Genomic DNA, 25,446 nt, shown 5'->3' with positions numbered 1-25,446 from the left:
TTAGGCGTGCTTGGCACGCCTAACAGACTTTTAAATTCCGTCACGCTCAATTGGGCAACTCATACAACGCGCGCCACCACGGCCACGCCCCAACTCATTACCGGGGATGGTCAGTACCTTAATGCCTGCTTTATCGTACTTCTCATTGGTATAGACGTTACGTTCGTAGCCAATCACCACGCCCGGTTTGACGGTCAGGACATTGTTGGCATCATTCCATTGTTCGCGTTCCGCTTCATAGCTGTTGCCGCCCGTGGTAATGATTTTGAGATAATCCAGCCCTAGCGCCGATTCAATCGCGTGGATATAGCTGGGTACTTGCTCCACGCGCATTTCACTGCCATCGCCTTTGGGCGTCAGTCGCCAAGTCGCGAGATCTTTGCGCATCACTTCGGGATAGACGGAGAAGGTATCGACATCCATATGGGTCATCACCGTATCCAGATGCATGCAGGATCGATGTTTTGGCAGGCTGACCGCAATCACTTCACGAGCTTCACCATGTTTGAACAAGGCGGCCGCTAAATTTTCTACGCCTTGGGGAGAGGTGCGTTCAGACATTCCAATCAATACCGCGCCTTTCCCAATCACCAGCACATCGCCACCTTCAATATTGGCATTGTCGTAGTGCAGATCATCCAGACCAAAATAGTGAATAAAGGGCTGCTGAGCAAACGTCGGGTGCCAGCGATAAATCGCGCGCAAATGGTTGGTTTCACGCTGGCGAGCCGGTTTCATCATTGGATTGAGTGACACCCCTCCATACACCCAGCATGAGGTATCACGAGTAAACAGGTGATTGGGCAGCGGCTCAATCACGAAATCGAGCGGCTGGCGCATTTTCGGTAGCATGGAATCCGATTCGAGGTGCAATTCAGAAAAAGCGAGCCCGCCCAGTAAAAGCGTGGTGAGATGATGATCATCAAGATGGTTAAGAGAGTGGCGCAGCTCGCGAGCAAAGGTTGGGCCAAAGCGAAAATCGCTGATCTGAGTGTTCAGTAGCCACTGTCTGGCTTCAGGAATGGCGAGTGTCTCTTCGAGTAAATCGTGAAGCAGTAACACTTCCACATCTTGCGTGCGCAACGTATTGGCAAAGGCATCGTGCTCAACGCCCGCCGTTTCAACGGCCAGTACATCATCAAACAAGAGTTCATGGCAGTTAGAGGGGGTTAAATGGGTGAGTGCCCGCTCCGGACGATTTAACAATACACGGCGCAGTTGCCCCACTTCAGAGCCCACATACAAACGATTCATCGGGTTTCCTTCCTCTCTTTTGTGCCACCCGCAGCGATGTGTAGGTAGCGATGGCTTATCCCTTTCCTATTTGCAGTGGTGTTGGCTACGTTCGTTCACCCCAGTCTCAGTGTTTATCTATGCTCATGGGGATGTACTCTCTTGCCGCCTACCTGCCACTCCAAGTAGTTTGGGTATAACAAGCATCCTGCTTGCCAATTCTTCGGTTCGATATAGTTATGAAGAGATTTTTATGAAGTTGCAAGTCTGCTTTTTGTTATTAAATTTTGATTTGTTTTCATTTTTTAGCTTATTTATCTTAGTTGGCTGTGATTTTTAGCGCTGTATTCTTTTTGCACCTAAGAAGTGTGTTGTTGCTCAATTTGCTTAGCTATGCGCAGCATAAGCTGATGTGTTTATGCATTTTTGGTTTTTTAATTAACTATTTATTCGCAATGGGTGGGTGCTTGAAGGAAAGGGGGGCATTTTCCCCTTTTTTAGTCGGTTTTTAGCTATGCATTATCTCTCCATAAACAGGCAATCAGCCGTTCGATTTCAACGGATAGAGAGAGCACAGATTATGCTGAATTTGGCATTTGATAAAAAAATGTTAAAAACCTTATAAAGAAAGGATCGTGAGTTCAGTGAAAGATCTTCCCAGATCGTTTTGTGGCTAGAAATTCCCTTCAATCCATGCGATAGTGCGCCGCACAAATTTCCGATCCCATTGACTATCTGGAGCACATCATGTCTCACCAAGATGATTATCTATCTGTAGAAGAATTAATCGAGATCCAAAAGGAAGAGACTCGCGACATTATTCAGGCCCTGCTCGAAGATGGCAGTGATCCAGATGCCTTGTATGAGATTGAGCACCATCTGTTTGCAGAAGATTTCGATAAGCTGGAAAAAGCGGCCGTTGAAGCGTTCAAAATGGGTTTTGAAGTGCTGGAAGCGGAAGAAACGGAAGATGAAGATGGTAATAAGCTGCTCTGCTTTGATGCCACCATGCAGTCTGCATTAGATGCCAAACTGATTGATGAACAAGTGGAAAAACTGGTCAATCTGGCTGAAAAATTTGACATTATTTATGACGGTTGGGGTACGTATTACGAAGGCGAAGACGCTTTGTACTCTGACGAAGATGAGGATGAAGACGACGAGCATTAATCCTCGAGTCTAAGATACCAGCCACAGGGCTGGTATTTTTTTGCCTGTACCAATCGATTGTAAGCCGCAATCACTGTGTTACATGGACGCTGCAATAGATTTCACTTCGGGTATAATGCGCGCAAACCAACAGGAATTGGAACCTTATGCAGCTCTCACTCGCCGGCCTTTGGCAACTCTCTCCACTGACGGATCTCTCTATCCCTCAAGATGACATCACCTTTCCAGCGCCATTAAGTGCCGTTTTGCCCAAAACATTGAGCGAAGACGATATTGCGCAGCAAGAGTGGCATTTAATGCACGATATAGAGGTGGATGACGATTTGTTGAGCTTTGCCGCTATTGATTTGGTTATTGAAGGCATTGATTACCACGCTGAAGTGCGCCTTAACGGTGTGGCGCTGTTTGACTGTGATGGCTCACAAGCGATTTACCGCAAAGAGATTCGTCCATTATTGAAGCCGGGTCGCAACCGATTTGAAATTCTATTTTTAGAAGTGGATGAGGATGGGTTGCTGGATGAAGAGGAGAGCGAGTTGTGTTTCTTGGGCGAGCAGGATGTGCCCAGTTATGATCAGCGAATGGGGATCTGGAAAGCGCCTTATCTACAATGCATCCGTCATTTGCGTCTGACCCATGTTTCAACTGAGCAAATCTGGCATCACAGCGGTTGCGAGTTGCTGGTAAACCTGTTTTTCACTACCTATTCGCCGGGCTTGGTTTCCGCTGCGGTAAAATTTGATGGGCGAACCTATCAAGTGCCGATTGATGTGCGTAGCGATCATGCGAGCGTACTCTTTCAGGTTGATGCCCCTAAGATCTACGATGTGCGCCACCCGCGAGCAGAAGATCTGTATCTGATCACCGTGCAGTTGGATGGGCAAGTTAAGCGTTTCCGACTGGGCTTGAGTGAAGCGCATTGTGTTAGCCATTTCCCGCTGTAACGTTTTTTGCATCAACAATACAAAACGCCTTCATCAAGAAGGCGTTTGAAGATGCTTTGGCATCACTTAGTGAGCGCAGCCAAGATGGCCTGCGTGTTTGCTTTGCCAAACTTTCTCATGGAAGTAGTAAGCACAGGTATTGATGCTCGGCTCGATCATCGCCATCACCCCACCGACTAACCAACTGCCCGTCAACAGGTAGACTACGCTAAACGCTACGGTAAAGTGAATCGTCGCAAAGCTGGCGGTTTTGATTCTTGGGTCGCCCGCAAAGCGTTGTAAAGCGGCGGATTTCACCCATGCTTTTTCATGGAAGTAAAACGCAACGGTGTTCACCATAGGTTCGAGCATCGCAATCAGGCTGCCGATGATGACATCGCCTGTCAGAACATACGCTACCGTAAACGCGATGGTAAAGTGTATTGCTGCAAAACTTAATGTCTTTTTCATGATTCAGTCCACCTGATCTTGTTCGATGAGTTGATTATCGATAATCGTTCTCAGTTATTCAAACAGGCAAAACCAATTAGTGTGATAGGAATCGGTGAACAAAAAAGGCGCAATATGCGCCTTGAGTAAACGATTGAAGATGAGTGCCGATTAACCTTGTGGTTTGACGACCATGACATTAATGGGCGAATTTTCTACCACTTTACTGGCCACGGAGCCGAGCATCACTTTATCGATGCGTGAGCGTTTGTGGCTTGGCATAACAATTAAGTCAGCGCCTAAGCGCTCGGCATAATCAAGGATGGTGGCGTAAGTTTTGCCTTCCGCAATATGCAGCTTGTACACAATTTCTTCATCAATGTGTTTATCGGCAAACGCTTTGAGCTGTGCACGCACATCATTCTTCATCTGCGCGGCGGCATCTTTGGGAAAATAAGTTGCCACCATGGACATGTGAATACCAGGCAACACGTTCAGCAAGTGAATTTCGGCATTAGAATGCTTAGCATGCCAGACAGCAAGTTGCACCGCTTTGTCGGCAAAGCCTTGTTCATTCAAATCAACCGGAACAAGAATATGTTTATACATGACGCTCTCTATGGTTTATTCGTTATCCCGCAACATGAGTATTAGGGATGCTTTGGCAATGATTGATTGACGGGATAAGTATATGCCTGATTTGACTCAGGCATATTGACGTAGCACCTTGTTACGCCTTTTTTATCCGTCTTTTTTGGTTCCAAGCCAGTAGTAAGGTCAGCAAAATCGCAGGCAAGAATACCCACTCTTTCATTGGTCGATCGCTATCGACCACCACCGAGCGAATTTCCCAATCGAAATCGATGCCCGCTGCTTCGGCTGGGCTGCCAAACTCAACCATTTCTACCAGCATGCGGTTTTTATCATTGAGCAGAGTTAAGCCCATCGAGGCGATCCGCTCTTGAGCGCTGACGGCGCGATCTTCAAATGGCAGTTGCACGGTTTTAGAGGTGTATTCGCCTTTAAGATTCTCTCCCGCGACGATCATCTGGATCGGTTGTCCAACCGGAGCTTGCTCGACAATCTGCTCTAACTTAGTGCCGGCATACATCACTTGCGCGGGATAAACCATGTCCCACCAAAAACCGGGGCGGAAGAAAGTAAAGGTCAGCACCAGTAGTGCGATGACTTCCCACCATTTGGTTTTGGTTAACCACCACCCTTGGGTTGCCGCTGAGAACAGCAACATGGCGGTAATGGAAGAGAGTATGGTCAGCATTAAGTGCCACCAGCTATCAATACCCATCAGCAGCAACTGGGTATTAAACACAAACATGAAAGGCAAAATCGCGGTGCGGATATCGTAGGCAAAGCCTTGGATACCGGTGCGGATCGGGTCGGATTTGGCGATCGCCGCCGCGGCAAATGCGGCAAGTCCGACCGGAGGCGTATCATCGGCCAAAATACCGAAATAGAACACGAACAGATGCACCGCAATCAGTGGGATGATTAAGCCATGCTCAGCGCCTAGAGTGACGATGACTGGAGCCATCAAGGTGGAAACCACGATGTAGTTGGCGGTAGTCGGTAAGCCCATACCCAGAATTAAGCTGATCACGGCAGTGAAAATCAGCATCAGCATCAAGTTACCGCCAGAGATAAACTCGACAAAGTCGGTCATCACTAAACCAATGCCAGTGAGGGTAACTACCCCCACGACTGTGCCAGCGGCAGCGGTCGCGACCCCAATTCCGATCATATTACGGGCACCTGAGACTAAGCTTTCAAAAAGATCAGTCACTCCTTGTTTCGACGCATCACCCAGTGAACCCGTGCGATTAAAGAGAGCCATCAGTGGACGTTGCGTGAGTAGGATGAAAATCATAAACACGCTGGCCCAGAAGGCCGATAAGCCGGGCGAGAAGCGCTCAACCGTCAAACACCACACCAATACCACAATCGGCAGCAAGTAGTGCAGGCCGGATTTTAGCGTGGGTGCGACATCGGGGACGTATTGCAAATTCTCATCAATCCCTAAACCCTCTTTGGCGTAGGGGGCGGAGATTTTCACTAAGCCAACATAAGCGGCCAATAACACCACAGTGAGGATGGGCGTTGCTGCGTCGCCAAAGGCTTCTTTAGTCCAGCCGATACCGTAATAAACCACGGCACTTATCACGCATAAGCCAAGAATCGTGGCGGTAAATGAGAGCAGTTTTTGGGCCACCGTCGATTGATGACGACGAGGCAAACCAGTCATGCCCGCCTTACACGCTTCAAGGTGAACGATATAAATCAGCGCGATATAAGAAATTAGTGCGGGTAGGATCGCCGCTTTGATCACTTCAACATAGGAAATCCCGACATATTCCACCATTAAGAAAGCCGCTGCGCCCATAATCGGTGGCGTCAGCTGGCCGTTGGTGGAGGCGGCCACTTCCACTGCACCCGCTTTGGTGCCGGGAAAACCCACACGCTTCATTAAAGGAATGGTGAAAGTTCCCGTTGTGACCACGTTGGCGATTGAAGAGCCAGAAACCAATCCGGAAAGGCCTGACGCTACCACGGCCGCTTTGGCTGGGCCACCACGCATGTGCCCGAGCATCGAGAAAGCCACTTTGATGAAGTAAGCGCCCGCACCGGCACGCTCCAACATGGCACCAAAAAGCACAAACAGGAACACGAATGAGGTAGATACCCCAAGCGCGACACCAAATACCCCTTCAGTGGTGAGCCACAAGTGTGACATCGCCTTATTTAGGCTAGCCCCTTTGTGGGCAATCACATCGGGCATGTAAGGGCCAGCGAAGGTGTAAAGTAAAAAGAGTGCGGCCACCATCATCAGTGGTGGACCTAATGCCCGGCGTGTCGCTTCGAGAAGCAATACCATGCCGACCACAGAGGCGATCACATCAAACTGAGTGGGTGCGCCTGAGCGTCCTGCGAGCTCGGCGTAAAACAGATAGATATAAGCAGCGGAAAAGCTGCCCGCGAGTGCCAAAAGCCAGTCGGTTAAAGGAATGCGATCGCGCGGCGAACCTTTCATTGCCGGATAGGCCGTGAAGGCGAGAAAAACGGCAAACGTTAAGTGAATGGAGCGAGCTTGCGTATCATTGAGTACGCCAAAGTCGAAGATAAAGGGGAGTGGTGAAGCGTACCAAAGTTGGAAAAGTGACCAACAGAGCGGAACAAACCAAAGCACACGCCCCGGAAGCCCTTTGGGGGCTCGAGCGCCAGTGTCTGCTTGCGCCACCATCTCTTGCACATCTTGCGACGGTGTTGTTGTCTGCGTCATGTACCTTATCCTTATTATTGATGTTCCATAGACTTGTCATCGGTACTGAGAGTGTTGTACCTGAAAGTAGTATCACCAAACGTGAACGTGATACTAATGAGGAGGCATTTGCCTCCTCTTTTTTTATTTTTACGGGAGAGGATTTCCTCTCCCTTCTCAGTTGAAACGCGTTACTTAATCAAACCCGCTTCTTTGTAGTATTTCACTGCACCTGGGTGGAGTGGGATAGAGTTCCCTGCGGTTACCATGTCTTCTTTTTTCAAGTTAGCAAATGCTGGGTGGAGGCGAGTAAAGGTATCGAAGTTTTCAAATACCGCTTTGGTCAGGTTGTAGACGACCGCTTCAGACACATCTTCCGTGGTGACTAACGTTGCTGCCACACCAAAGCTTTTCACTTCTTGATCTGTGCCGCTGTACATGCCAGCCGGTACAACGCTGTAAGCATAGTAAGGGTTGTTGGCGACGATCTTTTCGATCTCAGGGCCCGTAGCGGGAACCAGTTTGGCAGCACAAGAGGTGGTCGCTTCTTTGATGGCACCATTTGGATGGCCAACCATGTAGATGAAGGCATCAATCTTGTTGTCACACAGCGCTTGTGAGCGCTCTGAACCTTTGAGCTCCGCCGCCAGTTTAAAGCTGTCGTTATTCCAACCGAAGGCATCCATCACCACTTGCATAGTGGCGCGATCGCCTGAGCCTGGGTTACCAATGTTCACGCGCTTGCCCGCGAGGTCTTTCACGTTTTCAATGCCTGAATCAGCACGCGCGATGATATTGAAAGGCTCGGTGTGCATTGAGAATACGGCGCGCAGTTTCTTGTATGGGCCTTGTTCTGCAAATTCGCTCGTGCCGTTGTAACCATGGTACTGCCAATCTGATTGCACAATACCGAAATCCAATTCGCCAGAACGGATAGTGTTGACGTTGTAAATAGAGCCGCCAGTCGATTCAACGGAACAACGAATGTTGTGTTCTTTACGATCCTTGTTCACTAATTTACAGATAGCGCCGCCCGTAGGGTAATAAACACCAGTAACCGAACCGGTACCGATAGTAATGAAATCCTGTGCGCTGGCGACACCAGAGCCGATAACTGCGGCTGCGATAGCACCCATTTTGATTATTTTAGGTAATGACATGAATTTCCCTTCCTTCATTGGTAATGTAACCCAAAGCGTCAGCGCGGCTTCGAGCTTTCCTGCCTGAGAAACGTTGCTTATTCGCGGCAAAGAACGATAAAGCAGCGGAATCATACCAAAAAAACAACAGATAATTACACAACTGTTAAAATTTATAGTGTGATTGACTCATTTATTAAACAGCAAAGCGTTGAGTATCCTGTAAGTATACTCTTTTAATTTCAAATGCTTAGTCTGTTTAAGTGGTGGGTAATGATGTTTCTAAGATGTGAGTTTAGTCACGCACTATGGCGTGACTAAACATCATTAAATGAGAAAGTGGTTAACCGGCGTATTCAAACAATTCGCACACAGAGTGGAACAGCTCTTTCACTGGAACATCCAAGGTCGGGGTGATAAAAATCGTGTCATCGCCAGCGACTACCCCTAGAATGCCTTCGGATTTACCGAGAGAGTCGAGCAAGCGAGCGATCAATTGTGCCGCTCCCGGACCTGTGCGGATCACCACCAACGCGTTGTTGTAATCGACATCCAGCACTAATTCACGCAGTGAGCTACTCGCTGTCGGTACGCCTAATTCTGCAGGCAAGCAGTAAACCATCTCCATCTTAGCGTTACGGGTACGCACCGCGCCAAACTTGGTCAGCATGCGCGATACTTTGGATTGGTTGATGTTGTCAAAGCCTTCATTTTTTAGCGCTTCAACAATATCGCCTTGTGAGCCAAAGCGTTCTTCTTTTAGTAAGGCTTTGAAGGCTCGGACTAGGTTGTCTTGTTTATCTACGTTACGCATGGTTCTTCTTACTTTGGTTAAATGATCGATTTGTGCATATTCTCGCATACCTATGCATGACACACCAAACGACTCGCTAAAATTGTCTTCACTGTCACTGTAAATGTTTTTGTTATCAGGTTAGATCGCTGTATAACTCTTTGTCTCAATTGAACATTAACCGATAATCGTCTTTGATGCTGTAACGCCTTCTCAGCAGTATTGCGCAAAGTCGCAAAGCTGACGTTAATTGATTGTAATCAGATTGTGATTACTATAGCGTTTGACGGTCGGATACACCTAATCACCCTACAAACATATAAGAGATTACTCTCAAGGAGATTTACGATGAAAGTCGCTGTTATTGGTGCCGCTGGCGGCATTGGTCAAGCCCTTGCTCTGTTACTCAAAAACCGTCTTCCTGCTGGTTCTGATCTCGCGCTGTATGATATCGCGCCTGTCACACCGGGTGTCGCTGCGGATCTGAGTCATATCCCCACACCAGTTACCATCAAAGGCTATGCGGGTGAAGACCCAACGCCTGCGCTGGAAGGTGCGGATGTGGTGCTGGTTTCTGCGGGTGTTGCACGTAAGCCGGGTATGGATCGTGCGGATCTGTTCAATGTTAACGCTGGCATTGTCAAAGCATTGGCAGAAAAAATTGCTGTGGTGTGTCCGAAAGCCTGTGTTGGCATTATTACTAACCCAGTGAACACAACGGTCCCTATCGCAGCCGAAGTGCTGAAAAAAGCCGGTGTGTATGACAAGCGTAAGCTATTTGGTGTCACCACACTGGATGTGATCCGCTCTGAAACCTTCGTTGCCGCGCTGAAAGATAAAGATCCAGGCCAAGTTCGTGTGCCTGTGATTGGTGGTCACTCAGGGGTTACCATTCTGCCTCTGTTGTCGCAAGTAGAAGGCGTAAGCTTTACCGATGAAGAAGTCGCCGCTTTGACTAAACGTATCCAAAACGCGGGTACCGAGGTGGTTGAAGCTAAGGCGGGTGGCGGTTCAGCGACTCTTTCTATGGGCCAAGCGGCATGTCGTTTTGGTCTTGCACTGGTTAAAGCATTGCAAGGCGAATCTGATGTCGTTGAGTACGCGTATGTAGAAGGTGAGGGTGAGTACGCTCCATTCTTTGCTCAACCTATCAAGCTAGGTAAAAATGGCGTTGAAGAGTTGCTGGATATCGGCAAACTGAGTGCTTATGAGCAAGCCGCGCTGGATGGCATGCTAGATACGCTCAAAGGCGACATTCAAATCGGTGTTGAGTTTGTAAAATAATCGAAAATCGATTTAAGTATTGGAAAATACCGCTCTTGAAGAGCGGTATTTTTTATCTCAATGATATCCCCTTCCTACTTGAAGCTGCAGCGGTGTTGGCTACGTTCGTTCACCCCAATCACATAGTTTGCCTATGCTCATGGGGATTCACTTACTTGCCGCCTACCTGCAACTTCAAGTAGTTTGAGATATGGGAGGTCTAAAATTAATTATTTGATTTTTCAGTTTTAAATTCCAGCTATTGGTTTTCCACTAGTGAATTCTTATGTTACTTATCTAATTATCATTTCATCCCACTGCTTTTCGTGTAATATGCGCTGTTTTTTGTATGCTTCGACTCATGTCTTATGAGTGGAATGGTTGCCCTTCGGCTGTTGCAGGCGGATTTTCTCTTGTTTGTGACCGATGTTTGGAAGGGGAAGATGGCTTTTTACCTCTGTTATTGGTGATTAAAAAATAATGGATAAAAAACTGGGTCTAGGCTCTCTCACTGCGTTAGTGATTGGTTCCATGATTGGCGCGGGCGTGTTTAGCTTGCCACAAAATATGGCGGCAGTCGCCAGTCCACTGGCAGTGATGATCGGTTGGTCGATCACTGGGATCGGTATGATCTTTCTTGCGCTCTCTTTTCAATATTTAGCCGTCAATAAACCTCATGTGAACAGTGGTGTGTTTGGTTTTGCTCGTGAAGGTTTTGGTGATTTTGCTGGATTTTGCTCGGCGTGGGGCTACTGGTTTAGTGCCATGGTCGCGAACGTCTCTTATCTGGTGATTGTGTTCAGTACTTTAGGACTGCTGTTTGATTCTCCTGATCAGATTATCTTTGGCTCTGGTAATACTTGGTGGTCAATTGGTGGCGCTTCTCTACTATTGTGGGGTGTTCACAGCTTAGTATTAAGAGGGGTGCAAACCGCCGCGCTGATCAATCTCATCACCACTATGACTAAAATGGTGCCTTTGCTACTTTTCATTGTGTGTGCGATTGCGGCGTTCAACTGGTCTACATTTAGCTTGGATTTCGCAGGGCTCCATCACATTTCAGGCGCTGATCTGCTCGGTCAGGTCAAAGCGACTATGTTGATCACGGTTTGGGTCTTTGTGGGGATTGAAGGTGCGGTGGTGGTATCAAGCCGAGCTCGTCAGCGTAAAGACATTGGTCGCGCGACCATTCTTGGGTTACTCACGGCTCTGTCGATTTATGTCTTAGTCACGCTGTTGTCGATGGGCGTGATTCAAGTCAATCAGTTGGCGCAATACCCGAGTCCTTCTATGGCGCAAGTGTTGACTGCGATTATTGGTCCTTGGGGTAAGTACATTATTGCGGTTGGGCTTTTGATCTCGGTTTGCGGTGCGTTTTTGAGTTGGACGGTACTGGCTTCCGAAGCGCCTTTCCTTGCCGCTAAAGATAAGATGTTTCCCCGCCATTTTGCCAAGCAGAATCAAGCGGGAAGTCCAGTTAATGCCTTGTTCTTAACCACACTCTGTATCCAAGTCTCCTTGATCTTGGTGCGCTATACTGCCAGCACTTACGATAGCTTATTGATCTTTGCCTCAGAGATGATTTTAGTGCCGTATTTTCTGGTGGGCGCTTTTACCCTTAAGCTTGCTCTGGAGCAAGGAGATCGAGGGAAATTGCTATTGATTGGCTTTGGCGCAACGGCTTATGGTTTATGGTTGCTGTATGCGTCAGGTTTGCACTATTTGATGCTCTCAACCCTGTTGTATGTACCGGGCTTCGCTTTCTATCTCAAAGCAAAGCGTGAGCAAGGTGTAAAAGCATTCTGCGGTCGAGAAATGGTCGGAGCCAGCACCCTACTGCTGTTTGCCGTTGGGGCGGCAGGCATGCTTTGGCAAGGCGCTTGGTAAAATAGCGTTGATGCCATTGTCGACATTGTCTAAAGCACGGGACGGATAAAAGAAACCCCTCAAGCTCGTAGAGCTGAGGGGTTTTTTAGTAAGAAAACGTAATCCATTCTCGAGTGAGTTGCTGTGGTCATCTCACCGAATTTGCAGACTATTTACTGCGATTGACCGCCATATGGGCGAGCGTGATCAAGGCTTGTTTGTATTCGCTTTCTGGCAAAACCGCTAGTTCAGCGATGGCTTTATCCGCTTCATGCAGCGCCTTTTCAATGGTGTATTGTAAAGAACCGGTTTGCTCCATCGCTGCGAGAATCTCATTAAGACGCGACATGCCATTGGCTTTCTCGATGGCTTCACGGATCATCGCGGCTTGCTCAGGATTCCCGTGCTGCATCGCATAAAGCAGTGGTAGGGTAGGTTTGCCTTCTGCCAGATCGTCACCGACGTTTTTACCCATCTCATCACCATCTGAAGTGTAATCCATCACATCATCAATCAGTTGGAAAGCGGTGCCTAAGTATTTACCGTAGTTTTGCATCGCCAGTTCGACTTCAGGAGAAGCATCACACAGGATAGCGCCAATCTGGGTTGCCGCTTCAAACAGACGTGCAGTTTTGGAGTAAATAACCTGCATGTAGCTGGCTTCGGTGGTATCAGGATCGTTACAGTTCATTAATTGCTGTACTTCACCTTCAGCGATCACGTTTACCGCATCACTCATCAGTTTCAGGATCTTCATTGATCCTAATTCTGTCATCATCTGAAACGAGCGAGTGTAGATAAAATCTCCGACTAATACGCTGGCGGCATTACCAAAAGCGGCATTAGCGGTCGCTTTACCGCGGCGCAAGTCTGATTCATCGACCACATCATCGTGCAACAGGGTTGCCGTATGAATGAATTCAATAAACGCAGCAGCAGTCGTGTGATGTGACCCTTGATAACCGAGCGCTTTGGCGGATAAAACTGCCAGCAATGGGCGTAAACGCTTCCCACCACCACTGATGATATAGAAACCCAGTTGGTTGATTAGGGAAACGTCAGAATTGAGTTGAGCGTGAATCGTTTCGTTCACTTTTGCCATGTCATTGGCAGTAAGCGCTTGGATAGCTTTAAAATCCATCGTAAATCCGGCTGAAATAAGAGCGTGTAAGGCATTTAGTCTTCTGGAATCGCTGCATAATACACTAAAAATCATTGATTAATACATGGCTTAAAGGCATGATTGCGGCACTTTTGTTTGGCGATTAGCTTTTCGCCATTTTTTTCAAAATATGGCTTGTCATAGGCACATCATTCACGTAGAATCTGCGCCCTATTGATGATTAGTTTAGCGCACACCCTTATCGCGTAAAATATAAGCATAGGCTGTGCGGAAAGAGCGGAGTAAAATATGTACGCTGTTTTCCAATCTGGTGGTAAACAACACCGTGTAAGCGAAGGTCAAACTCTTCGTTTAGAGAAATTAGACGTTGAAACTGGTGCAACTGTAGAATTTGATAAAGTTCTGCTGGTTGCTAACGGTGAAGACATTAAAGTAGGTGCTCCTCTTGTTGAGGGCGGTAAAGTAGTTGCTGAAGTGGTACAACACGGTCGTGGCGATAAAGTAAAAATCGTTAAGTTCCGTCGTCGTAAGCACTCTCGTAAGCAACAAGGTCACCGTCAGTGGTTCACAGAAGTGAAAATCACTGGTATCAACGCTTAAGTTATTAGGAGAGTTCAACAATGGCACACAAAAAAGCTGGTGGTTCTACTCGTAACGGCCGCGATTCAGAAAGCAAACGTCTAGGTGTTAAGCGTTTTGGTGGTGAATCTGTACTTGCAGGTAACATCATTGTTCGTCAACGTGGTACTAAGTTCCATGCTGGCACTAACGTAGGTATCGGTAAAGACCACACTCTATTCGCTCTATCTGATGGTAAAGTGAAGTTCGAGGTTAAAGGTCCTAAGAACCGTAAATTCGTTAGCATCGAAACTGCTGAATAAGCTCGGTTTCTTGATGAATTTAAAAGCCCTGCCGTTTGGTGGGGTTTTTTATTTATCGAAAGTGTAGTCGCGACCCTAGACCCTAGACCCTAGACCCTAGACCCTAGACCCTAGACCCTAGACCTGAATGTAGCCTGATCCAAGCAGGCGATTGTTTTCTGGGATCTACGTTCTCAGGTTTACTAAACTGATTAAGATTTCCCACGAAATTGAGTGGAGGAAAAATGAAATTCGTAGATGAAGCGGTAATTAAAGTTCAAGCTGGTGATGGCGGCAACGGTGTTGTGAGCTTCTGGCGTGAAAAATTCATTACCAATGGCGGCCCTGATGGCGGCGATGGTGGTGATGGCGGCGATGTGTATATGGTCGCCGATGAAAACCTTAATACCTTGATTGACTATCGTTTCCAGCGTTTTTATGAAGCGGAGCGTGGTAAAAACGGTGGTGGTGGTAACTGTACGGGTAAAAGCGGTAAAGACAAAGAGTTGCGCGTACCGGTAGGCACTCGTGCCGTCGATATTCACACCAATGAAATCATTGGTGAAGTGGCCGAACATGGCAAAAAAGTCATGATCGCCAAAGGTGGCTGGCACGGTTTGGGTAACGCCCGTTTTAAATCCTCGGTTAACCGCTCTCCACGCCAAAAAACCATGGGTACCAAGGGTGAGCTGCGTGATATTCGTTTAGAGCTGTTGTTGCTGGCTGATGTCGGTATGCTGGGCATGCCAAATGCAGGCAAATCGACCTTCATTCGCGCCGTTTCTGCGGCTAAGCCAAAAGTTGCTGACTATCCGTTTACTACGCTAGTTCCAAGTCTTGGTGTCGTGAGCGTATTGCCAGAAAAAAGCTTTGTGGTGGCTGACATCCCAGGTTTGATTGAAGGTGCAGCTGAAGGCGCGGGTTTAGGGATTCGTTTCTTAAAACACCTTGAACGTTGTCGTGTTTTGCTACACATGATTGATATTCTACCCGCTGATCAAAGCGATCCTGCGCACAACGCTTTGACCATTATTGATGAGCTTGAGCAGTACAGTGAAAAGCTGGCGAAAAAAACCACGTTGGTTGGTGTTCAACAAAGTTGATCTGATGTCAGAAGAAGAAGCAGATGAGATCATTCAAGACATCATCGATGCTTTGGCGTGGGAAGGCGATTACTTCAAAATTTCTGCTGCGAATCGTCAAGGTACCAAAGAGCTGTGCATGAAGCTTGCAGAGTTTATGGATACCTTACCAAGAGAAGTTGAAGAGAAGACGGAAGCCGAAAAAGTCGATTTCACATGGGATTATAACCATAAAGATGGCTTGGCTGGTCGTGAAGTGATCACTGAAGATGATGACGATTGGGATGATTGGGACGACGAAGAAGATGACGGTCACGTTATCTATGTTCGTGACTGATTAACTCACTGGTATGCCGCAACTTAGTTGCGGCTTTTTTGTGTCTAAATCAACTTTCCTAAAGTTTGTTTCGGGCACACTTACTCTCTCTTCTGCATATTTAGGTTTTAGGAAAGGAATCATGGAATCCAAACAGAGAGCCGTTTCTCGTTTGATTGCTCAGGCAGGGCAGATGTTATTAGCGCATGGCGCAGAAAGTACTTTAGTCGGTGATATAATGCGCCGCATGGGTTTAGCGAGTGGGATGAGTGAAGTCGAAGTCTCTCTCTCGGCGAGCTCACTCGTGGTGACTACCGTCTATAAAGAGCACTGCATTACGACTGCGCGACGCAGCCCAGATCGCGGCATCAATATGCGGGTGGTGACGCAGATCCAAAGGATCTGCATCATGATGGAAAAAGGCATTCTCGATCACAGCTTAGCGCAGCGAAAACTCAATCACATCAGTCCAGAGCGTTACAATCGTTGGCTAGTTGTGGTCATGATTGGCCTCTCTTGCGCGGCATTTAGCCGTTTGGCTGGGGGCGATTGGATGGTGTTCTTGATCACCTTGATCGCCTCGTCAGTTGGGATGATCGTTCGCCAAGAAATCGGCCATCGTCAGTTCAATCCACTCATCAATTTCGCGGCAACCGCTTTTGTTACTTCGGTGATTTCAGCCCAAGCCGTGATTTATCAACTCGGCAATAAACCAACGATCGTGATGGCTTCTTCTGTGTTGATGCTGGTGCCTGGCTTTCCATTAATTAATGCGGTCGCAGATATGCTCAAAGGTTACATCAATATGGGCATCGCACGCTTTGTGATGGCGAGTTTGCTGACTCTAGCCACGGCGCTCGGTATTGTCGCGGCAATGAGCATCACCGGAATTTGGGGGTGGTAATGTTAAGCTGGGATTTGTTTTTCGGACTACTCAACGACATGTTTTTTGCCGCGATTCCGGCAGTTGGGTTTGCTTTAGTCTTCAATGTGCCTGTGCCCGCATTGAAATATTGTGCGTTAGGCGGTGCGCTTGGACATGGCTCGCGTTATTTGATGATGCACTTTGGCGTACCGATTGAATGGGCGACTTTTTTCGCCGCCACTTTAGTGGGTATGGTTGGTGTTTATTGGTCTCGTCGTTTTCTGGCTCATCCTAAAGTGTTTACGGTTGCAGCGCTTATCCCCATGGTTCCTGGTGTTTTTGCATTTAAAGCCATGATCGCATTAGTCGAAATTAACCATGTGGGTTTTTCGCCTGAGCTGATGGAAGCTTTATTAGAAAACTTCCTTAAAGCCATGTTTATCATTGCGGGTTTGGCGGTTGGCCTTGCTGTGCCTGGACTGTTATTCTACCGCCGAAAACCGATTATTTAAGGTATGAGAAAGATGATGGTCAGTATGATTGCCGCGATGGCAGACCAGCGCATTATTGGTAAAGATAATCAGATGCCTTGGCATCTACCGGCTGATTTCGCGTGGTTCAAACGCTGCACATTAGGTAAGCCTGTGGTGATGGGACGTAAAACCTACCAATCGATCGGGCGTCCTTTACCGGGGCGGCACAATATTGTGATCTCCCGTGATGCGAGTTTGCAGATTGAGGGGGTTGATGTGGTGACTTCCATTGAGGCGGCGCTGGCGAAAGCGGGTGAGGTCGACGAGGTGATGATCATCGGTGGTGGTAGCTTGTATGCGGCCTGTTTGCCGATGGCCCATAAACTGTATATTACCGAGATCCATGCAGAACTGGATGGCGATACTCAGTTTCCCGAATGGGGGAGTGATTGGTTAGAGCGCTCTCGTGAGCATTATCCTGCCGATGAAAAAAATGCCTACGGGATGGATTTTGTGATTTTTGAACGCCAATATCCGCTTCCTACTTGATGTTGCAGCAGTGTTGGCTGTGCAAATTGGTTCCAGACAAATTTGTCACTTATTTTGCTGCCTACCTGCAACTCCAAGTCGTTTGGGTATCGTCATAGCAGGTATAGTCAGAGCAGACACAGTCAACACCCGTATTAACGGGTGTTGTTTTATGTTGGCAGCGCTGCTTGGCTAAAGTAGTGTTTATCTTCCCAACGCAGCATAGTCAGGGTTCCGCCCCACACACAACCCGTATCTAGGCCGATCACCGTTTCACTCACATACCCTTCTAATGCCGCCCAATGGCCAAAAATCACCGTCTTTTCAAGAGCAATGCGCTGCGGTAATTGGAACCAAGGTAGTAAGCTACCGTCAGTCACTTCTTGTGGTGGTAGTTTGCATTGCATATCTAAACGACCATCTGGGAAACAAAAGCGCATACGAGTAAATGCGTTAACGATATAACGCAAGCGATCTATCCCTTGTAGCGTTGGATGCCATGCGTCGGGTTGGTCACTGTACATCTGCTCAATCAGGGTGCTCCACTCGGGGCTGCGAAGTACAGACTCGACCTCTTGCGCGGCTTGACGCGCAGTGGCGAGATCCCATTGTGGTGAGATGCCAGCATGGCACAGTACAAACTCTTTATGTTCAGCGAGCAAAGGCTGCTGACGTAGCCAATCGAGTAATGGCGCGGCGTCGGGCGCATCTAAAATCGCTTGGGTTTGATCGCGCCGTTTAGCGGGGTGGTGACCGAGTGCTACTGAGAGCAAATGCAAATCATGATTGCCGAGCACGACTCGCGCTGCATCCCCTAACTGATAGGCAAAACGCAAGGTTTCCAGTGATTTTGGACCACGAGCGACCAAATCCCCCGCAAACCACAGCGTATCAAGCTGAGAATTAAATTCGGCCTGTTTGAGCAGTTGCTGTAGCTCGTCAAAGCAGCCTTGAATATCTCCCACGATATAATTCGCCACACAAACTCCCTTAATTCAATACATGCGGAACGGCTAAACGAAATGGCTCAATCTCAACCGTGAAAGACTCACCTTGTTCATCGATCATCAAATATTGCCCTTGCATCACACCGACTGGAGTATCTAAGGCCGTGCCACTGCTGTAGGTATATTCATCATTAGCTTTGATGCGAGGTTGCTCTCCCACAACGCCATCGCCTTCAACCACGGTCTGTTTGCCATCGGCATCCGTTATCAACCAGCGCCGGCTCATCAGTTGGACGGTCTGGGTGCTGAGGTTTTTGATGGTGATGAGATAGGCGAACACAAAGCGCTGATACTCAGGATTTGATTGTTCCTCAATGTAGCGAGTTTGAACCTGAATTTTGATACAGGGCAGCGAAACATCCATGAGCGACTCCTCAGCTTAGTAGTCAGGTATTGGCAGATAAACAAAGGACGACTGAATGTCGTCCTTGTCGATTATGCGTGAGTTTTGTGTGTGGCATCAAGCCAGTTCGCTAATGCCACAAACTGAGCTAAGGTCAGATTTTCTGGGCGCATACCTGGGTTGATACCCAGAGTTTCCAGAGTTTCTGGTTCAGCCAAACCTTTATAACAGTTACGCACCGTTTTACGGCGTTGGTTAAAGCCTTCACGTACCACACGATCTAGCCACTCTAAGCTGGTTGCTGGATGAGGGAGATCTTCATAAGGCATCAAACGTACCACGGCCGAATCCACTTTTGGTGGTGGCACAAATGCGGTAGGTGGCACTTCTAGTACCGGAACCACTTTACAGTAGTATTGCGCCATCACGGTTAGGCGACCGTAAGCTTTGGTGCCCGGGCCAGCGGCCAATCGGTTCACTACCTCTTTTTGCAGCATGAAGTGCATGTCTTGAATATCACGATGGAATTCAAACAAGTGGAACATCAGCGGCGTTGAGATGTTGTAAGGTAAGTTACCAAACACGCGAAGTTTGTTATTGGGTTTCACCAACTGCTTGAAGTCGAAACGCATCGCATCGCCTTCATGAATGGTCAGCTTGCTGGCTAATTCTGGATGATTACGCAGACGTTCGGCCAGATCGCGGTCAAGCTCAATGACAGTGAACTTATCCACTTCACGTCCTACCGGCTCTGTGATGGCGCCTAACCCTGGGCCGATTTCAACCAAGTTTTGCCCCGGTTTGGGATTAATTGCCGACACAATACCATCAATGATGTAAGGATCATTGAGGAAGTTCTGACCAAAGCGTTTACGCGCTTTGTGCCCTAAGTGGACATCATTTCTCATAGTGTTCTCGAAGTTATTTCGCTTTTTTATCAACTAATTCAATTGCGTAAGCTAATGCAGTCCAAAAGCTTCCCGCATCGGCTTGACCCGTTCCAGCCAGATCGAGTGCCGTACCGTGATCGACCGAAGTGCGAATAAAAGGCAGCCCGAGTGTAATATTGACTGAGCGACCAAAGCCTTTGTATTTCAGCACTGGAAGCACTTGATCATGGTACATGCCGAGAACGGCATCCGCTTGTTGCAAGTATTTTTCACTAAAAATAGTATCGGCTGGTAAAGGGCCAACCAATTGCATGCCATATTGCTCACGCAAACGCTGTAGGGTAGGAGTGATGGTTTCGATCTCCTCCATGCCCAATACACCGTCTTCACCTGCGTGTGGATTTAACCCACATACGTAGATTTTAGGCTCTGCAATGGCAAATTTCTCGACTAAATCCTTGTGGAGAATATGAACAATCTGCTCTAGACGTTCACAAGTTATCGCTTGCGGCACTTCTGCTAGTGGCAGATGTGTAGTGACTAACGCAGTACGTAAGCCTTCGGTGGCCAGCATCATGACGACGAGGGGAGTCTTTGACTGTTCAGCAAAAAATTCGGTATGACCGCTGAAAGCAACCCCCGCACGGTTGATCACCCCCTTGTGCACAGGGCCGGTGACAATAGCATCAAATTCGCCATTCATACAGCCTTTTGCCGCTCTTTCCAGCGTTTTTAACACATAGTGTCCATTCGCTGGATTGAGTTGACCGGCGACGACGGGTTCGGCGAGAGAAATATGCTCAACCAACAAGGTACCCGCTTGTTGAGCTTGCACTGGATTATCGCGTTGATAATCCAGTAGCTTAACCTGTATGCCAAGTTGCGCGGCCCGCTGCGCCAATAACGCTTTATCAGCACACACCACCAGTTGATGTGGCCAATCTTGCGCGGAGAGGGCAAGCACCAGATCGGGACCGATCCCCGCGGGCTCACCAGCGGTGACAATGATGCGTTTACTGCTCATCCTGCTCGTCCTTCAATACTTCAACAAAGGCGCTGGCACGCAGCTCTTGCAGCCAAGCACCCGCTTCTTCATTGAATTTACGATTGAACAAGATACGGTAGGCCTTATTTTTCAGTGCGGAATCGGTTCTGTCCACCTCGCGACGATCGAGTACTTCTACGATGTGCCAACCGTGTACGGTTTTAAACGGTTCACTGATTTGGCCTACGGGTAAGATTTCAATCTGATGTTTAAACTCAGGGACATACAGATCGGGAGTCTGATAGCCCAATTCACCTTTTTGCGCGGCAGAGCCGGGGTCTTGGCTATATTGCTGCGCTAATTCAGCAAAGGTCACTTCGCCCTTTTTGATGCGTTGTACAAACTCATTGAGCTGTTTTTGTGCGCCTTCATCGCTGAGGATGATGGTCGGTTTGATCAAAATGTGACGAGCATTAACTTCTGTTACCGCGACCGTTTCTAATCCTTTGACATCATCAATTTTCAGGATGTGAAAACCGACACCACTACGAAACGGGCCAATAATGCTGCCTTTGTTCTGCATTTTGATCTGATCAGCAAAGATGGTTGGCATCTCTTCTTTGCGCATCCATCCCCAATCTCCCCCTTGCAGTGCTTTGGGTCCTTTGGAGTAGGCGTACGCCATTTGCGCAAAGTCTGCCCCACTTTTTAGGTCGTTGACCAGCTTGTTGGCCAAGGTTTCCGCAGCACTTTTATCTTGTCCGTCATCGACTCGCAGTTGAATATGACTGATTTTGTATTGCACAGTGGCATCGGTTTCATGCGCAAGCAGCTCAGCTAACGTATCAACTTCGGCGGGCAGAATGTTGATACGACGACGAACTAAGGCATTGCGTGCATCACTCGCCGCCATCTCTTTACGGACTTGTTCACGAAACTCAGGGTAAGTTAAGCCTTCTTGCGCTACCGAAGCAATCAACTGCTCCTGAGTTTGTTGGTTGTTTTTCGCGATCTCTTTAATCGCTTCGTTGAGGCGGTTGTCATCAATTTTTACCCCAATCCGATCCGCTTCTTGTTGCTGCAAAGTATCGATGATCAGTTTTTCCAATACTTGCTCGCGCAGCAAGGTCTCTTGTGGCAAAGGCTGCTGGTTTTGCTTGGCGTTGGCCTTGATGGTTTTTAGGGCACTGTCCACATCACTTTGTAGTATGACGCCGCTATTGACAATCACTGCCACGCTATCGAGTTGTTTGGGCTCTGCGTGAGCGTTAAAGAGAGTCAGCGCACTGATAACGCTAATTAGTGTGGGTTTCCACAATTTCATGTGCAGTCCTATCTAAAATGTTTTAAGCCTGAGTTTCCTCAGGCTAGGTGAATTAGTTATTCAGGAAGAATGGGCGACCATAACCGAGTGAGTTACCTGCGCTATCGACACCTGTCATGCTTGATCCTGCGCCAATGCTGGTGCCAAAACCAATAATCCCGACGTTAAAGCTGAAGTTATTCTCATAAATTGGAGTCGCGTAAGGATCCGTAACAAAGTTGCCATTCCAGCTTTTTAGTTGGTTACTGTAAGTGAAGCCCACGTACCAACAATCAGAAGTGTAAGTAAGATTAGCCAGCCACTCTAACGCCTCATCTGTGGTCAGATCATAGTAATATTGGCCGCTAGCCGACCATTTACGACTCAGCTGGTAACCCGCCAAAATTCCCGCTTGTGAAATACCGTCTCGGGTAATGTCATCAATATTGGTAATGCTGTCACCGACAGTATTGCGAATGTAATCCTTAGCAACATAGCGGTAGTTTCCTTGGATATAACCGCTGGCGACTCGATATTCTAATGAGCTGTTGCCAAGTTGAATGGCTTGGCTATCGATGTCGTATTGAATGCCGCCGTGATAGAACAGATAGTCAGCAAAGTTAAAGTCCATCTCTACGGCCCAAGCGGAATAGCTGGTTTTCTCTGATGTGCTGTCTGGATTTTTATTGGACGGATTGAATTTACTATCCAGATAGAAAATTTGACCAAACGCGATATTGAGGCGCTCTTTATAACTGCTATCAAAGAAACGAGTCGATGCACCATAACTGACTTGGTTGGCGGACTCAATTCGGTCTACGCCGCTGTATTTGCGACTACGGAATAGGCCGTAGTAATCGGTTTGCAGCAAAGTGGAATCATACAGACCAATGTTGTCCTGATATTTTTCTGGTACGTAGAGATACTGAATTTTGGGCTCTAGGGTTTGTGTGTAGCTATCCAGCAAAACGGTATCTCGTTCAAGTACAATCCCTGCCACACTGCGAAGCTCAGGGATGACGCGTGTCACACTCTCTTCCAGTTTGGCATCTGTGGTCTTATCAAGATCTTGTTGATAGTAGGTGCCCAAGACACGTGCTTCGGTTGTCCAGTTGCCCCAAGTGTTGCTGAACGGAATTTTTAGCCCAGGTTCAATATGTACTCGAGTTGCAGAGGGTTTGCCTCTTGCATCGGTTTCAAAGCGCGAGACATGGCTGACAAGGTCAAGATCCAGATACTTCATCGTCTCTGGAGCATAGTAGTTGTAGCTGAGCTGCGGCATTAACCGATAAGGCAAGTTCGTACTAGTGGTATCCTTGGTCAGCAGTTGGAAATCCCGCACCAACAGCGCAGAATCCCAGTTGTCGCTACGGTAAGTGGCGCGGCCTTCTTGGATGAGCTGTCCATCTTCACGATTACCGACTCCCGAATCTAAGTCAGAGAAATAGTTGATATCACTGACTTTAGAGTAGTCGATTTCAAACTTCCACGCTTGTTGGAAAATGCCGTTATGTTCATATTGGAATGCCCAGCGATCGCCTTGCTCTGCATGCAGTTGATCGTCGGGTAAAAATTCAGATTTGATTTGACCCGCACCAAAATCAGTCAGATAACGGAACACACTATTGAGTTGCGTGCCACGCTTTTGCATATAGTTGAAGGTAGTTTCTAAATCATAGTTGGGTGCCAAGTTCCAATAAATCGGTACTTCAAACTCATAGCCATCTCGCGAACCATAAGAGGCCGTTGGGTATAAGAAACCAGTTTTACGAGTATCCCCAATCGGCACGGTTAAATAGGGGAGATAGAATACAGGTACGTTTTGCACTTCAAGACGCGGATTGTAGAAGGTCGCAATCTCTTCATTCTGGTCTACATCAATGCTGGAAGCACGCATCCGCCATGCGTTATCGCCATCAGGGCATGACGTTATGGAGCCATCTTCAATTTCATACACCGCTTTACCCGTTTTTGAAACATACACCGCTTCGCCACGCCCCGGTTCACACAAAAACTGGTAACGGGTATTTTCCAGCGTCATTTCATCTGTATTAAGATGGTTGGTGGCTTTGGTGGAGTGCGTTTTGATCTCACCATCACTGAACTGAACATTACCCTCAGCGACAACCACATTCTCTTGTTGATGCAAAGTCACGTTATCCGCAGCGATGCGTTTCTTACCTTGCACGACAACGACATTCCCCGAATAGGTCGCCTTCTGCCCATTGATTGCCTCTAGCTTATCCGCTTCGACATTGATAGGCTGTTGACCGGGATTAGCAGGCTCAGGCTGGTTGACTAAACACTGCTCGCCATTAGGTAATTGAGCGCGATTGTCATCCACACTCGCTTCTGCTTGTATCTGAGGTGCAAAGAGTGCAGCGCTAATCGAAGCGGCTAAAAACGTGCGGGAAAAGCATGACATTGGGTTGTACATCCTGTTGAACTTGTGGCCTGTTGAACTTGATGGATTCCGAACTTAGGAGCCTGAAATATAAACGGTCCTTATCATAAAGGAAATTGACGCTTGCGCCACTATCAGACCGCTTCACTCCAGAAAAATTCATAGATTGAGAGCACATAATGCATATTTTTGGCAAAATTCTTGGCGCTTTTTTTGGCTTCCTGTTTGGTGGTCCTTTTGGCGCAATCTTTGGGATCTTCCTTGGCCATCAGTTTGATAAGGCGCGCCGTTTAAATCAGGCTGGCTTTCAAAGTGGAAAATTTGGTGCAGGGCCTAGCCAAGCTGAGCGCCAAGAAGAATTTTTTAAAGCCGCATTTTCGGTGATGGGGCATGTGGCAAAAGCCAAAGGGCAAGTCACCAAAGAAGAGATCCAACTCGCGACCATTATGATGGATCGCATGAACCTGACCCTAGAGCAAAAACGTGCCGCACAAGATGCGTTTCGTGACGGGAAAGAAAGCGATTTTCCTCTAGAGCAAGTGTTAGAGCGCGTGAAAATCGCCACGGGCGGGCGTTTTGACCTGCTACAGTTTTTCCTTGAGCTGCAAGTCTCTTCCGCGTTTGCTGATGGGGATGTGCACCCGAGTGAGCGTCAAGTACTGCATCGTATTGCGCGTGGGCTTGGTTTTTCTTCCGAGCAGTTAGAGCGACGTTTACGGATGCAGGAAGCAGCGTTTCGATTTCAACAAGGTGGTGGCTTTGGTGGTTCGCAGCAGCAATCCCATAGTGGGCAGCAATGGCAGCAGCCTTCATCACGCCATCAATTGGCCGATGCCTACGAAGTGCTTGGAGTGAGCGAAAGTGCGAGTGCACAAGAGGTGAAGCGAGCTTATCGTAAGCTGATGAATGAGCACCACCCAGATAAGCTAATGGCGAAAGGTTTACCGCCAGAGATGATGAACGTAGCGAAAGAGAAATCTCAGCAAATCCAACACGCTTATGAGCTGATCCGAAAGGAGAAAGGCATTAAGTAAGCTCATCGTCATTATGCGCTTACCTTTTCTAAGGCAAACTTAACCGTTTGCCTTTCTTTTGCAGTCAAAAGAGCAATTGGAGTGGGGCGGTTTTCGACAGATAAAATAAAACCCAGTCAAAG

At 47.8% G+C, this 25,446-nt stretch carries 23 protein-coding genes and 1 pseudogene; 11 read left to right on the top strand and 13 right to left on the bottom strand.

Annotated features, from left to right (window positions below):
• Positions 1–30: 30 nt before the first annotated feature.
• Entirely contained in the window at positions 31–1,254 is a 1,224-nt protein-coding gene (gene arcA / locus CEQ48_RS16755) for an arginine deiminase (RefSeq protein WP_089072005.1), read from the bottom strand.
• 726 nt (positions 1,255–1,980) lie between these two features.
• On the opposite strand from arcA, the gene rraB reads away from it, so the two are divergent.
• Entirely contained in the window at positions 1,981–2,403 is a 423-nt protein-coding gene (gene rraB / locus CEQ48_RS16745; RefSeq protein ID WP_000019331.1) for a ribonuclease E inhibitor RraB, read from the top strand.
• A gap of 146 nt (positions 2,404–2,549) precedes the next feature.
• Entirely contained in the window at positions 2,550–3,347 is a 798-nt protein-coding gene (locus CEQ48_RS16740) for a glycosyl hydrolase 2 galactose-binding domain-containing protein (RefSeq protein WP_001177219.1), read from the top strand.
• A 66-nt stretch (positions 3,348–3,413) separates the two neighbouring features.
• On the opposite strand, the gene CEQ48_RS16735 is transcribed toward CEQ48_RS16740, so the two are convergent.
• The 5 genes from CEQ48_RS16735 to argR all read right to left on the bottom strand — a co-directional run bounded on the left by CEQ48_RS16735 (position 3,414) and on the right by argR (position 9,003).
• Complete coding sequence (locus CEQ48_RS16735; protein ID WP_000753232.1) at positions 3,414–3,797, bottom strand: DUF2061 domain-containing protein; 384 nt, start codon at positions 3,795–3,797, stop codon at positions 3,414–3,416.
• Between the two features lie 150 nt (positions 3,798–3,947).
• Positions 3,948–4,385: a universal stress protein gene (locus CEQ48_RS16730; protein WP_089072003.1), complete on the bottom strand. Its 438-nt coding sequence runs from the start codon at positions 4,383–4,385 to the stop codon at positions 3,948–3,950.
• Positions 4,386–4,506: 121 nt separating this feature from the next.
• Positions 4,507–7,071, bottom strand: a complete 2,565-nt coding sequence (locus CEQ48_RS16725) for a TRAP transporter permease (protein ID WP_089072002.1) — start codon at positions 7,069–7,071, stop codon at positions 4,507–4,509.
• 170 nt (positions 7,072–7,241) lie between these two features.
• Positions 7,242–8,210, bottom strand: a complete 969-nt coding sequence (locus CEQ48_RS16720) for a TAXI family TRAP transporter solute-binding subunit (protein ID WP_043992639.1) — start codon at positions 8,208–8,210, stop codon at positions 7,242–7,244.
• A 322-nt stretch (positions 8,211–8,532) separates the two neighbouring features.
• Complete coding sequence (gene argR / locus CEQ48_RS16710; RefSeq protein ID WP_001246635.1) at positions 8,533–9,003, bottom strand: transcriptional regulator ArgR; 471 nt, start codon at positions 9,001–9,003, stop codon at positions 8,533–8,535.
• A gap of 327 nt (positions 9,004–9,330) precedes the next feature.
• Between argR and mdh the strand changes: the two genes are divergently transcribed.
• Both mdh and CEQ48_RS16700 read left to right on the top strand, forming a co-directional pair.
• Positions 9,331–10,266 carry a malate dehydrogenase gene (gene mdh, locus CEQ48_RS16705; protein WP_000861564.1) on the top strand — a complete coding sequence of 312 codons (936 nt, stop codon included), beginning with the start codon at positions 9,331–9,333 and terminating at the stop codon, positions 10,264–10,266.
• 459 nt (positions 10,267–10,725) lie between these two features.
• Entirely contained in the window at positions 10,726–12,132 is a 1,407-nt protein-coding gene (locus CEQ48_RS16700) for a basic amino acid/polyamine antiporter (protein ID WP_089072000.1), read from the top strand.
• Between the two features lie 148 nt (positions 12,133–12,280).
• Here the strand turns inward: CEQ48_RS16700 and ispB are convergent, their stop codons facing one another.
• The gene (ispB, locus tag CEQ48_RS16695) at positions 12,281–13,252 is read right to left on the bottom strand and encodes an octaprenyl diphosphate synthase (RefSeq protein ID WP_000345930.1); all 972 of its coding nucleotides are present in this window, start codon (positions 13,250–13,252) and stop codon (positions 12,281–12,283) included.
• Positions 13,253–13,522: 270 nt separating this feature from the next.
• Here ispB and rplU point away from each other — a divergent pair, with 270 nt between their 5' ends.
• The 6 genes and pseudogenes from rplU (at position 13,523) to folA (ending at position 17,379) form a co-directional block, all read left to right on the top strand.
• Positions 13,523–13,834, top strand: a complete 312-nt coding sequence (rplU, locus tag CEQ48_RS16690; RefSeq protein WP_000271393.1) for a 50S ribosomal protein L21 — start codon at positions 13,523–13,525, stop codon at positions 13,832–13,834.
• 20 nt (positions 13,835–13,854) lie between these two features.
• Entirely contained in the window at positions 13,855–14,115 is a 261-nt protein-coding gene (gene rpmA / locus CEQ48_RS16685; RefSeq protein WP_055028210.1) for a 50S ribosomal protein L27, read from the top strand.
• A gap of 224 nt (positions 14,116–14,339) precedes the next feature.
• Positions 14,340–15,513 (top strand): annotated as a pseudogene (gene cgtA, locus CEQ48_RS16680) (Obg family GTPase CgtA).
• Between the two features lie 121 nt (positions 15,514–15,634).
• Complete coding sequence (locus CEQ48_RS16675) at positions 15,635–16,396, top strand: threonine/serine exporter family protein (RefSeq protein ID WP_000444259.1); 762 nt, start codon at positions 15,635–15,637, stop codon at positions 16,394–16,396.
• Positions 16,396–16,869, top strand: a complete 474-nt coding sequence (locus tag CEQ48_RS16670; RefSeq protein WP_181710845.1) for a threonine/serine exporter family protein — start codon at positions 16,396–16,398, stop codon at positions 16,867–16,869. The genes CEQ48_RS16675 and CEQ48_RS16670 overlap by 1 nt, the downstream gene beginning before the upstream one ends.
• 12 nt (positions 16,870–16,881) lie before the next feature.
• Positions 16,882–17,379 (top strand): type 3 dihydrofolate reductase, encoded by a 498-nt coding sequence (folA, locus tag CEQ48_RS16665; protein ID WP_089071998.1) that lies wholly within the window; start codon positions 16,882–16,884, stop codon positions 17,377–17,379.
• A 149-nt stretch (positions 17,380–17,528) separates the two neighbouring features.
• Here folA and CEQ48_RS16655 read toward each other — a convergent pair whose 3' ends face one another.
• The 6 genes from CEQ48_RS16655 to lptD form a co-directional block, all read right to left on the bottom strand.
• On the bottom strand, positions 17,529–18,338 hold the full coding sequence (locus CEQ48_RS16655; RefSeq protein WP_089071996.1) for a symmetrical bis(5'-nucleosyl)-tetraphosphatase: 810 nt from the start codon (positions 18,336–18,338) through the stop codon (positions 17,529–17,531).
• Positions 18,339–18,348: 10 nt separating this feature from the next.
• The gene (gene apaG / locus CEQ48_RS16650; protein WP_089071995.1) at positions 18,349–18,729 is read right to left on the bottom strand and encodes a Co2+/Mg2+ efflux facilitator ApaG/CorD; all 381 of its coding nucleotides are present in this window, start codon (positions 18,727–18,729) and stop codon (positions 18,349–18,351) included.
• A gap of 71 nt (positions 18,730–18,800) precedes the next feature.
• Positions 18,801–19,616 (bottom strand): 16S rRNA (adenine(1518)-N(6)/adenine(1519)-N(6))-dimethyltransferase RsmA, encoded by an 816-nt coding sequence (gene rsmA, locus CEQ48_RS16645; RefSeq protein ID WP_089071994.1) that lies wholly within the window; start codon positions 19,614–19,616, stop codon positions 18,801–18,803.
• Between the two features lie 13 nt (positions 19,617–19,629).
• Positions 19,630–20,622: a 4-hydroxythreonine-4-phosphate dehydrogenase PdxA gene (gene pdxA, locus CEQ48_RS16640; protein WP_089071993.1), complete on the bottom strand. Its 993-nt coding sequence runs from the start codon at positions 20,620–20,622 to the stop codon at positions 19,630–19,632.
• Positions 20,612–21,907 (bottom strand): peptidylprolyl isomerase SurA, encoded by a 1,296-nt coding sequence (gene surA / locus CEQ48_RS16635; RefSeq protein WP_089071992.1) that lies wholly within the window; start codon positions 21,905–21,907, stop codon positions 20,612–20,614. The genes pdxA and surA overlap by 11 nt, the downstream gene beginning before the upstream one ends.
• Positions 21,908–21,959: 52 nt before the next feature.
• Positions 21,960–24,311 carry an LPS assembly protein LptD gene (lptD, locus tag CEQ48_RS16630; protein WP_198301183.1) on the bottom strand — a complete coding sequence of 784 codons (2,352 nt, stop codon included), beginning with the start codon at positions 24,309–24,311 and terminating at the stop codon, positions 21,960–21,962.
• 158 nt (positions 24,312–24,469) lie between these two features.
• On the opposite strand from lptD, the gene djlA reads away from it, so the two are divergent.
• Positions 24,470–25,324 (top strand): co-chaperone DjlA, encoded by an 855-nt coding sequence (gene djlA / locus CEQ48_RS16625; protein WP_089071990.1) that lies wholly within the window; start codon positions 24,470–24,472, stop codon positions 25,322–25,324.
• The last annotated feature ends 122 nt before the right edge of the window (positions 25,325–25,446 follow it).

Source organism: Vibrio tarriae (genome assembly GCF_002216685.1).
In the GTDB taxonomy this organism is placed as follows: Bacteria; Pseudomonadota; Gammaproteobacteria; order Enterobacterales; family Vibrionaceae; genus Vibrio; species Vibrio tarriae.
The sequence above is the reverse complement of the archived record's forward strand: the minus strand, read 5'-3'. Positions and strand labels throughout refer to the sequence as shown.

Bases quoted from the DNA above. Each gene is read 5' to 3' on its own strand.
- djlA (WP_089071990.1), top strand. From the start codon at position 24,470: ATGCATATTTTTGGCAAAATTCTTGGCGCTTTTTTTGGCTTCCTGTTT.
- lptD (WP_198301183.1), bottom strand. From the start codon at position 24,311: ATGTCATGCTTTTCCCGCACGTTTTTAGCCGCTTCGATTAGCGCTGCA.
- CEQ48_RS16735 (WP_000753232.1), bottom strand. From the start codon at position 3,797: ATGAAAAAGACATTAAGTTTTGCAGCAATACACTTTACCATCGCGTTT.
- apaG (WP_089071995.1), bottom strand. From the start codon at position 18,729: ATGGATGTTTCGCTGCCCTGTATCAAAATTCAGGTTCAAACTCGCTAC.
- surA (WP_089071992.1), bottom strand. From the start codon at position 21,907: ATGAAATTGTGGAAACCCACACTAATTAGCGTTATCAGTGCGCTGACT.
- CEQ48_RS16740 (WP_001177219.1), top strand. From the start codon at position 2,550: ATGCAGCTCTCACTCGCCGGCCTTTGGCAACTCTCTCCACTGACGGAT.
- arcA (WP_089072005.1), bottom strand. From the start codon at position 1,254: ATGAATCGTTTGTATGTGGGCTCTGAAGTGGGGCAACTGCGCCGTGTA.
- rraB (WP_000019331.1), top strand. From the start codon at position 1,981: ATGTCTCACCAAGATGATTATCTATCTGTAGAAGAATTAATCGAGATC.
- CEQ48_RS16730 (WP_089072003.1), bottom strand. From the start codon at position 4,385: ATGTATAAACATATTCTTGTTCCGGTTGATTTGAATGAACAAGGCTTT.
- argR (WP_001246635.1), bottom strand. From the start codon at position 9,003: ATGCGTAACGTAGATAAACAAGACAACCTAGTCCGAGCCTTCAAAGCC.
- rsmA (WP_089071994.1), bottom strand. From the start codon at position 19,616: ATGAGAAATGATGTCCACTTAGGGCACAAAGCGCGTAAACGCTTTGGT.
- rpmA (WP_055028210.1), top strand. From the start codon at position 13,855: ATGGCACACAAAAAAGCTGGTGGTTCTACTCGTAACGGCCGCGATTCA.
- folA (WP_089071998.1), top strand. From the start codon at position 16,882: ATGATGGTCAGTATGATTGCCGCGATGGCAGACCAGCGCATTATTGGT.
- rplU (WP_000271393.1), top strand. From the start codon at position 13,523: ATGTACGCTGTTTTCCAATCTGGTGGTAAACAACACCGTGTAAGCGAA.
- ispB (WP_000345930.1), bottom strand. From the start codon at position 13,252: ATGGATTTTAAAGCTATCCAAGCGCTTACTGCCAATGACATGGCAAAA.
- pdxA (WP_089071993.1), bottom strand. From the start codon at position 20,622: ATGAGCAGTAAACGCATCATTGTCACCGCTGGTGAGCCCGCGGGGATC.
- CEQ48_RS16670 (WP_181710845.1), top strand. From the start codon at position 16,396: ATGTTAAGCTGGGATTTGTTTTTCGGACTACTCAACGACATGTTTTTT.
- mdh (WP_000861564.1), top strand. From the start codon at position 9,331: ATGAAAGTCGCTGTTATTGGTGCCGCTGGCGGCATTGGTCAAGCCCTT.
- CEQ48_RS16720 (WP_043992639.1), bottom strand. From the start codon at position 8,210: ATGTCATTACCTAAAATAATCAAAATGGGTGCTATCGCAGCCGCAGTT.
- CEQ48_RS16700 (WP_089072000.1), top strand. From the start codon at position 10,726: ATGGATAAAAAACTGGGTCTAGGCTCTCTCACTGCGTTAGTGATTGGT.
- CEQ48_RS16725 (WP_089072002.1), bottom strand. From the start codon at position 7,071: ATGACGCAGACAACAACACCGTCGCAAGATGTGCAAGAGATGGTGGCG.
- CEQ48_RS16675 (WP_000444259.1), top strand. From the start codon at position 15,635: ATGGAATCCAAACAGAGAGCCGTTTCTCGTTTGATTGCTCAGGCAGGG.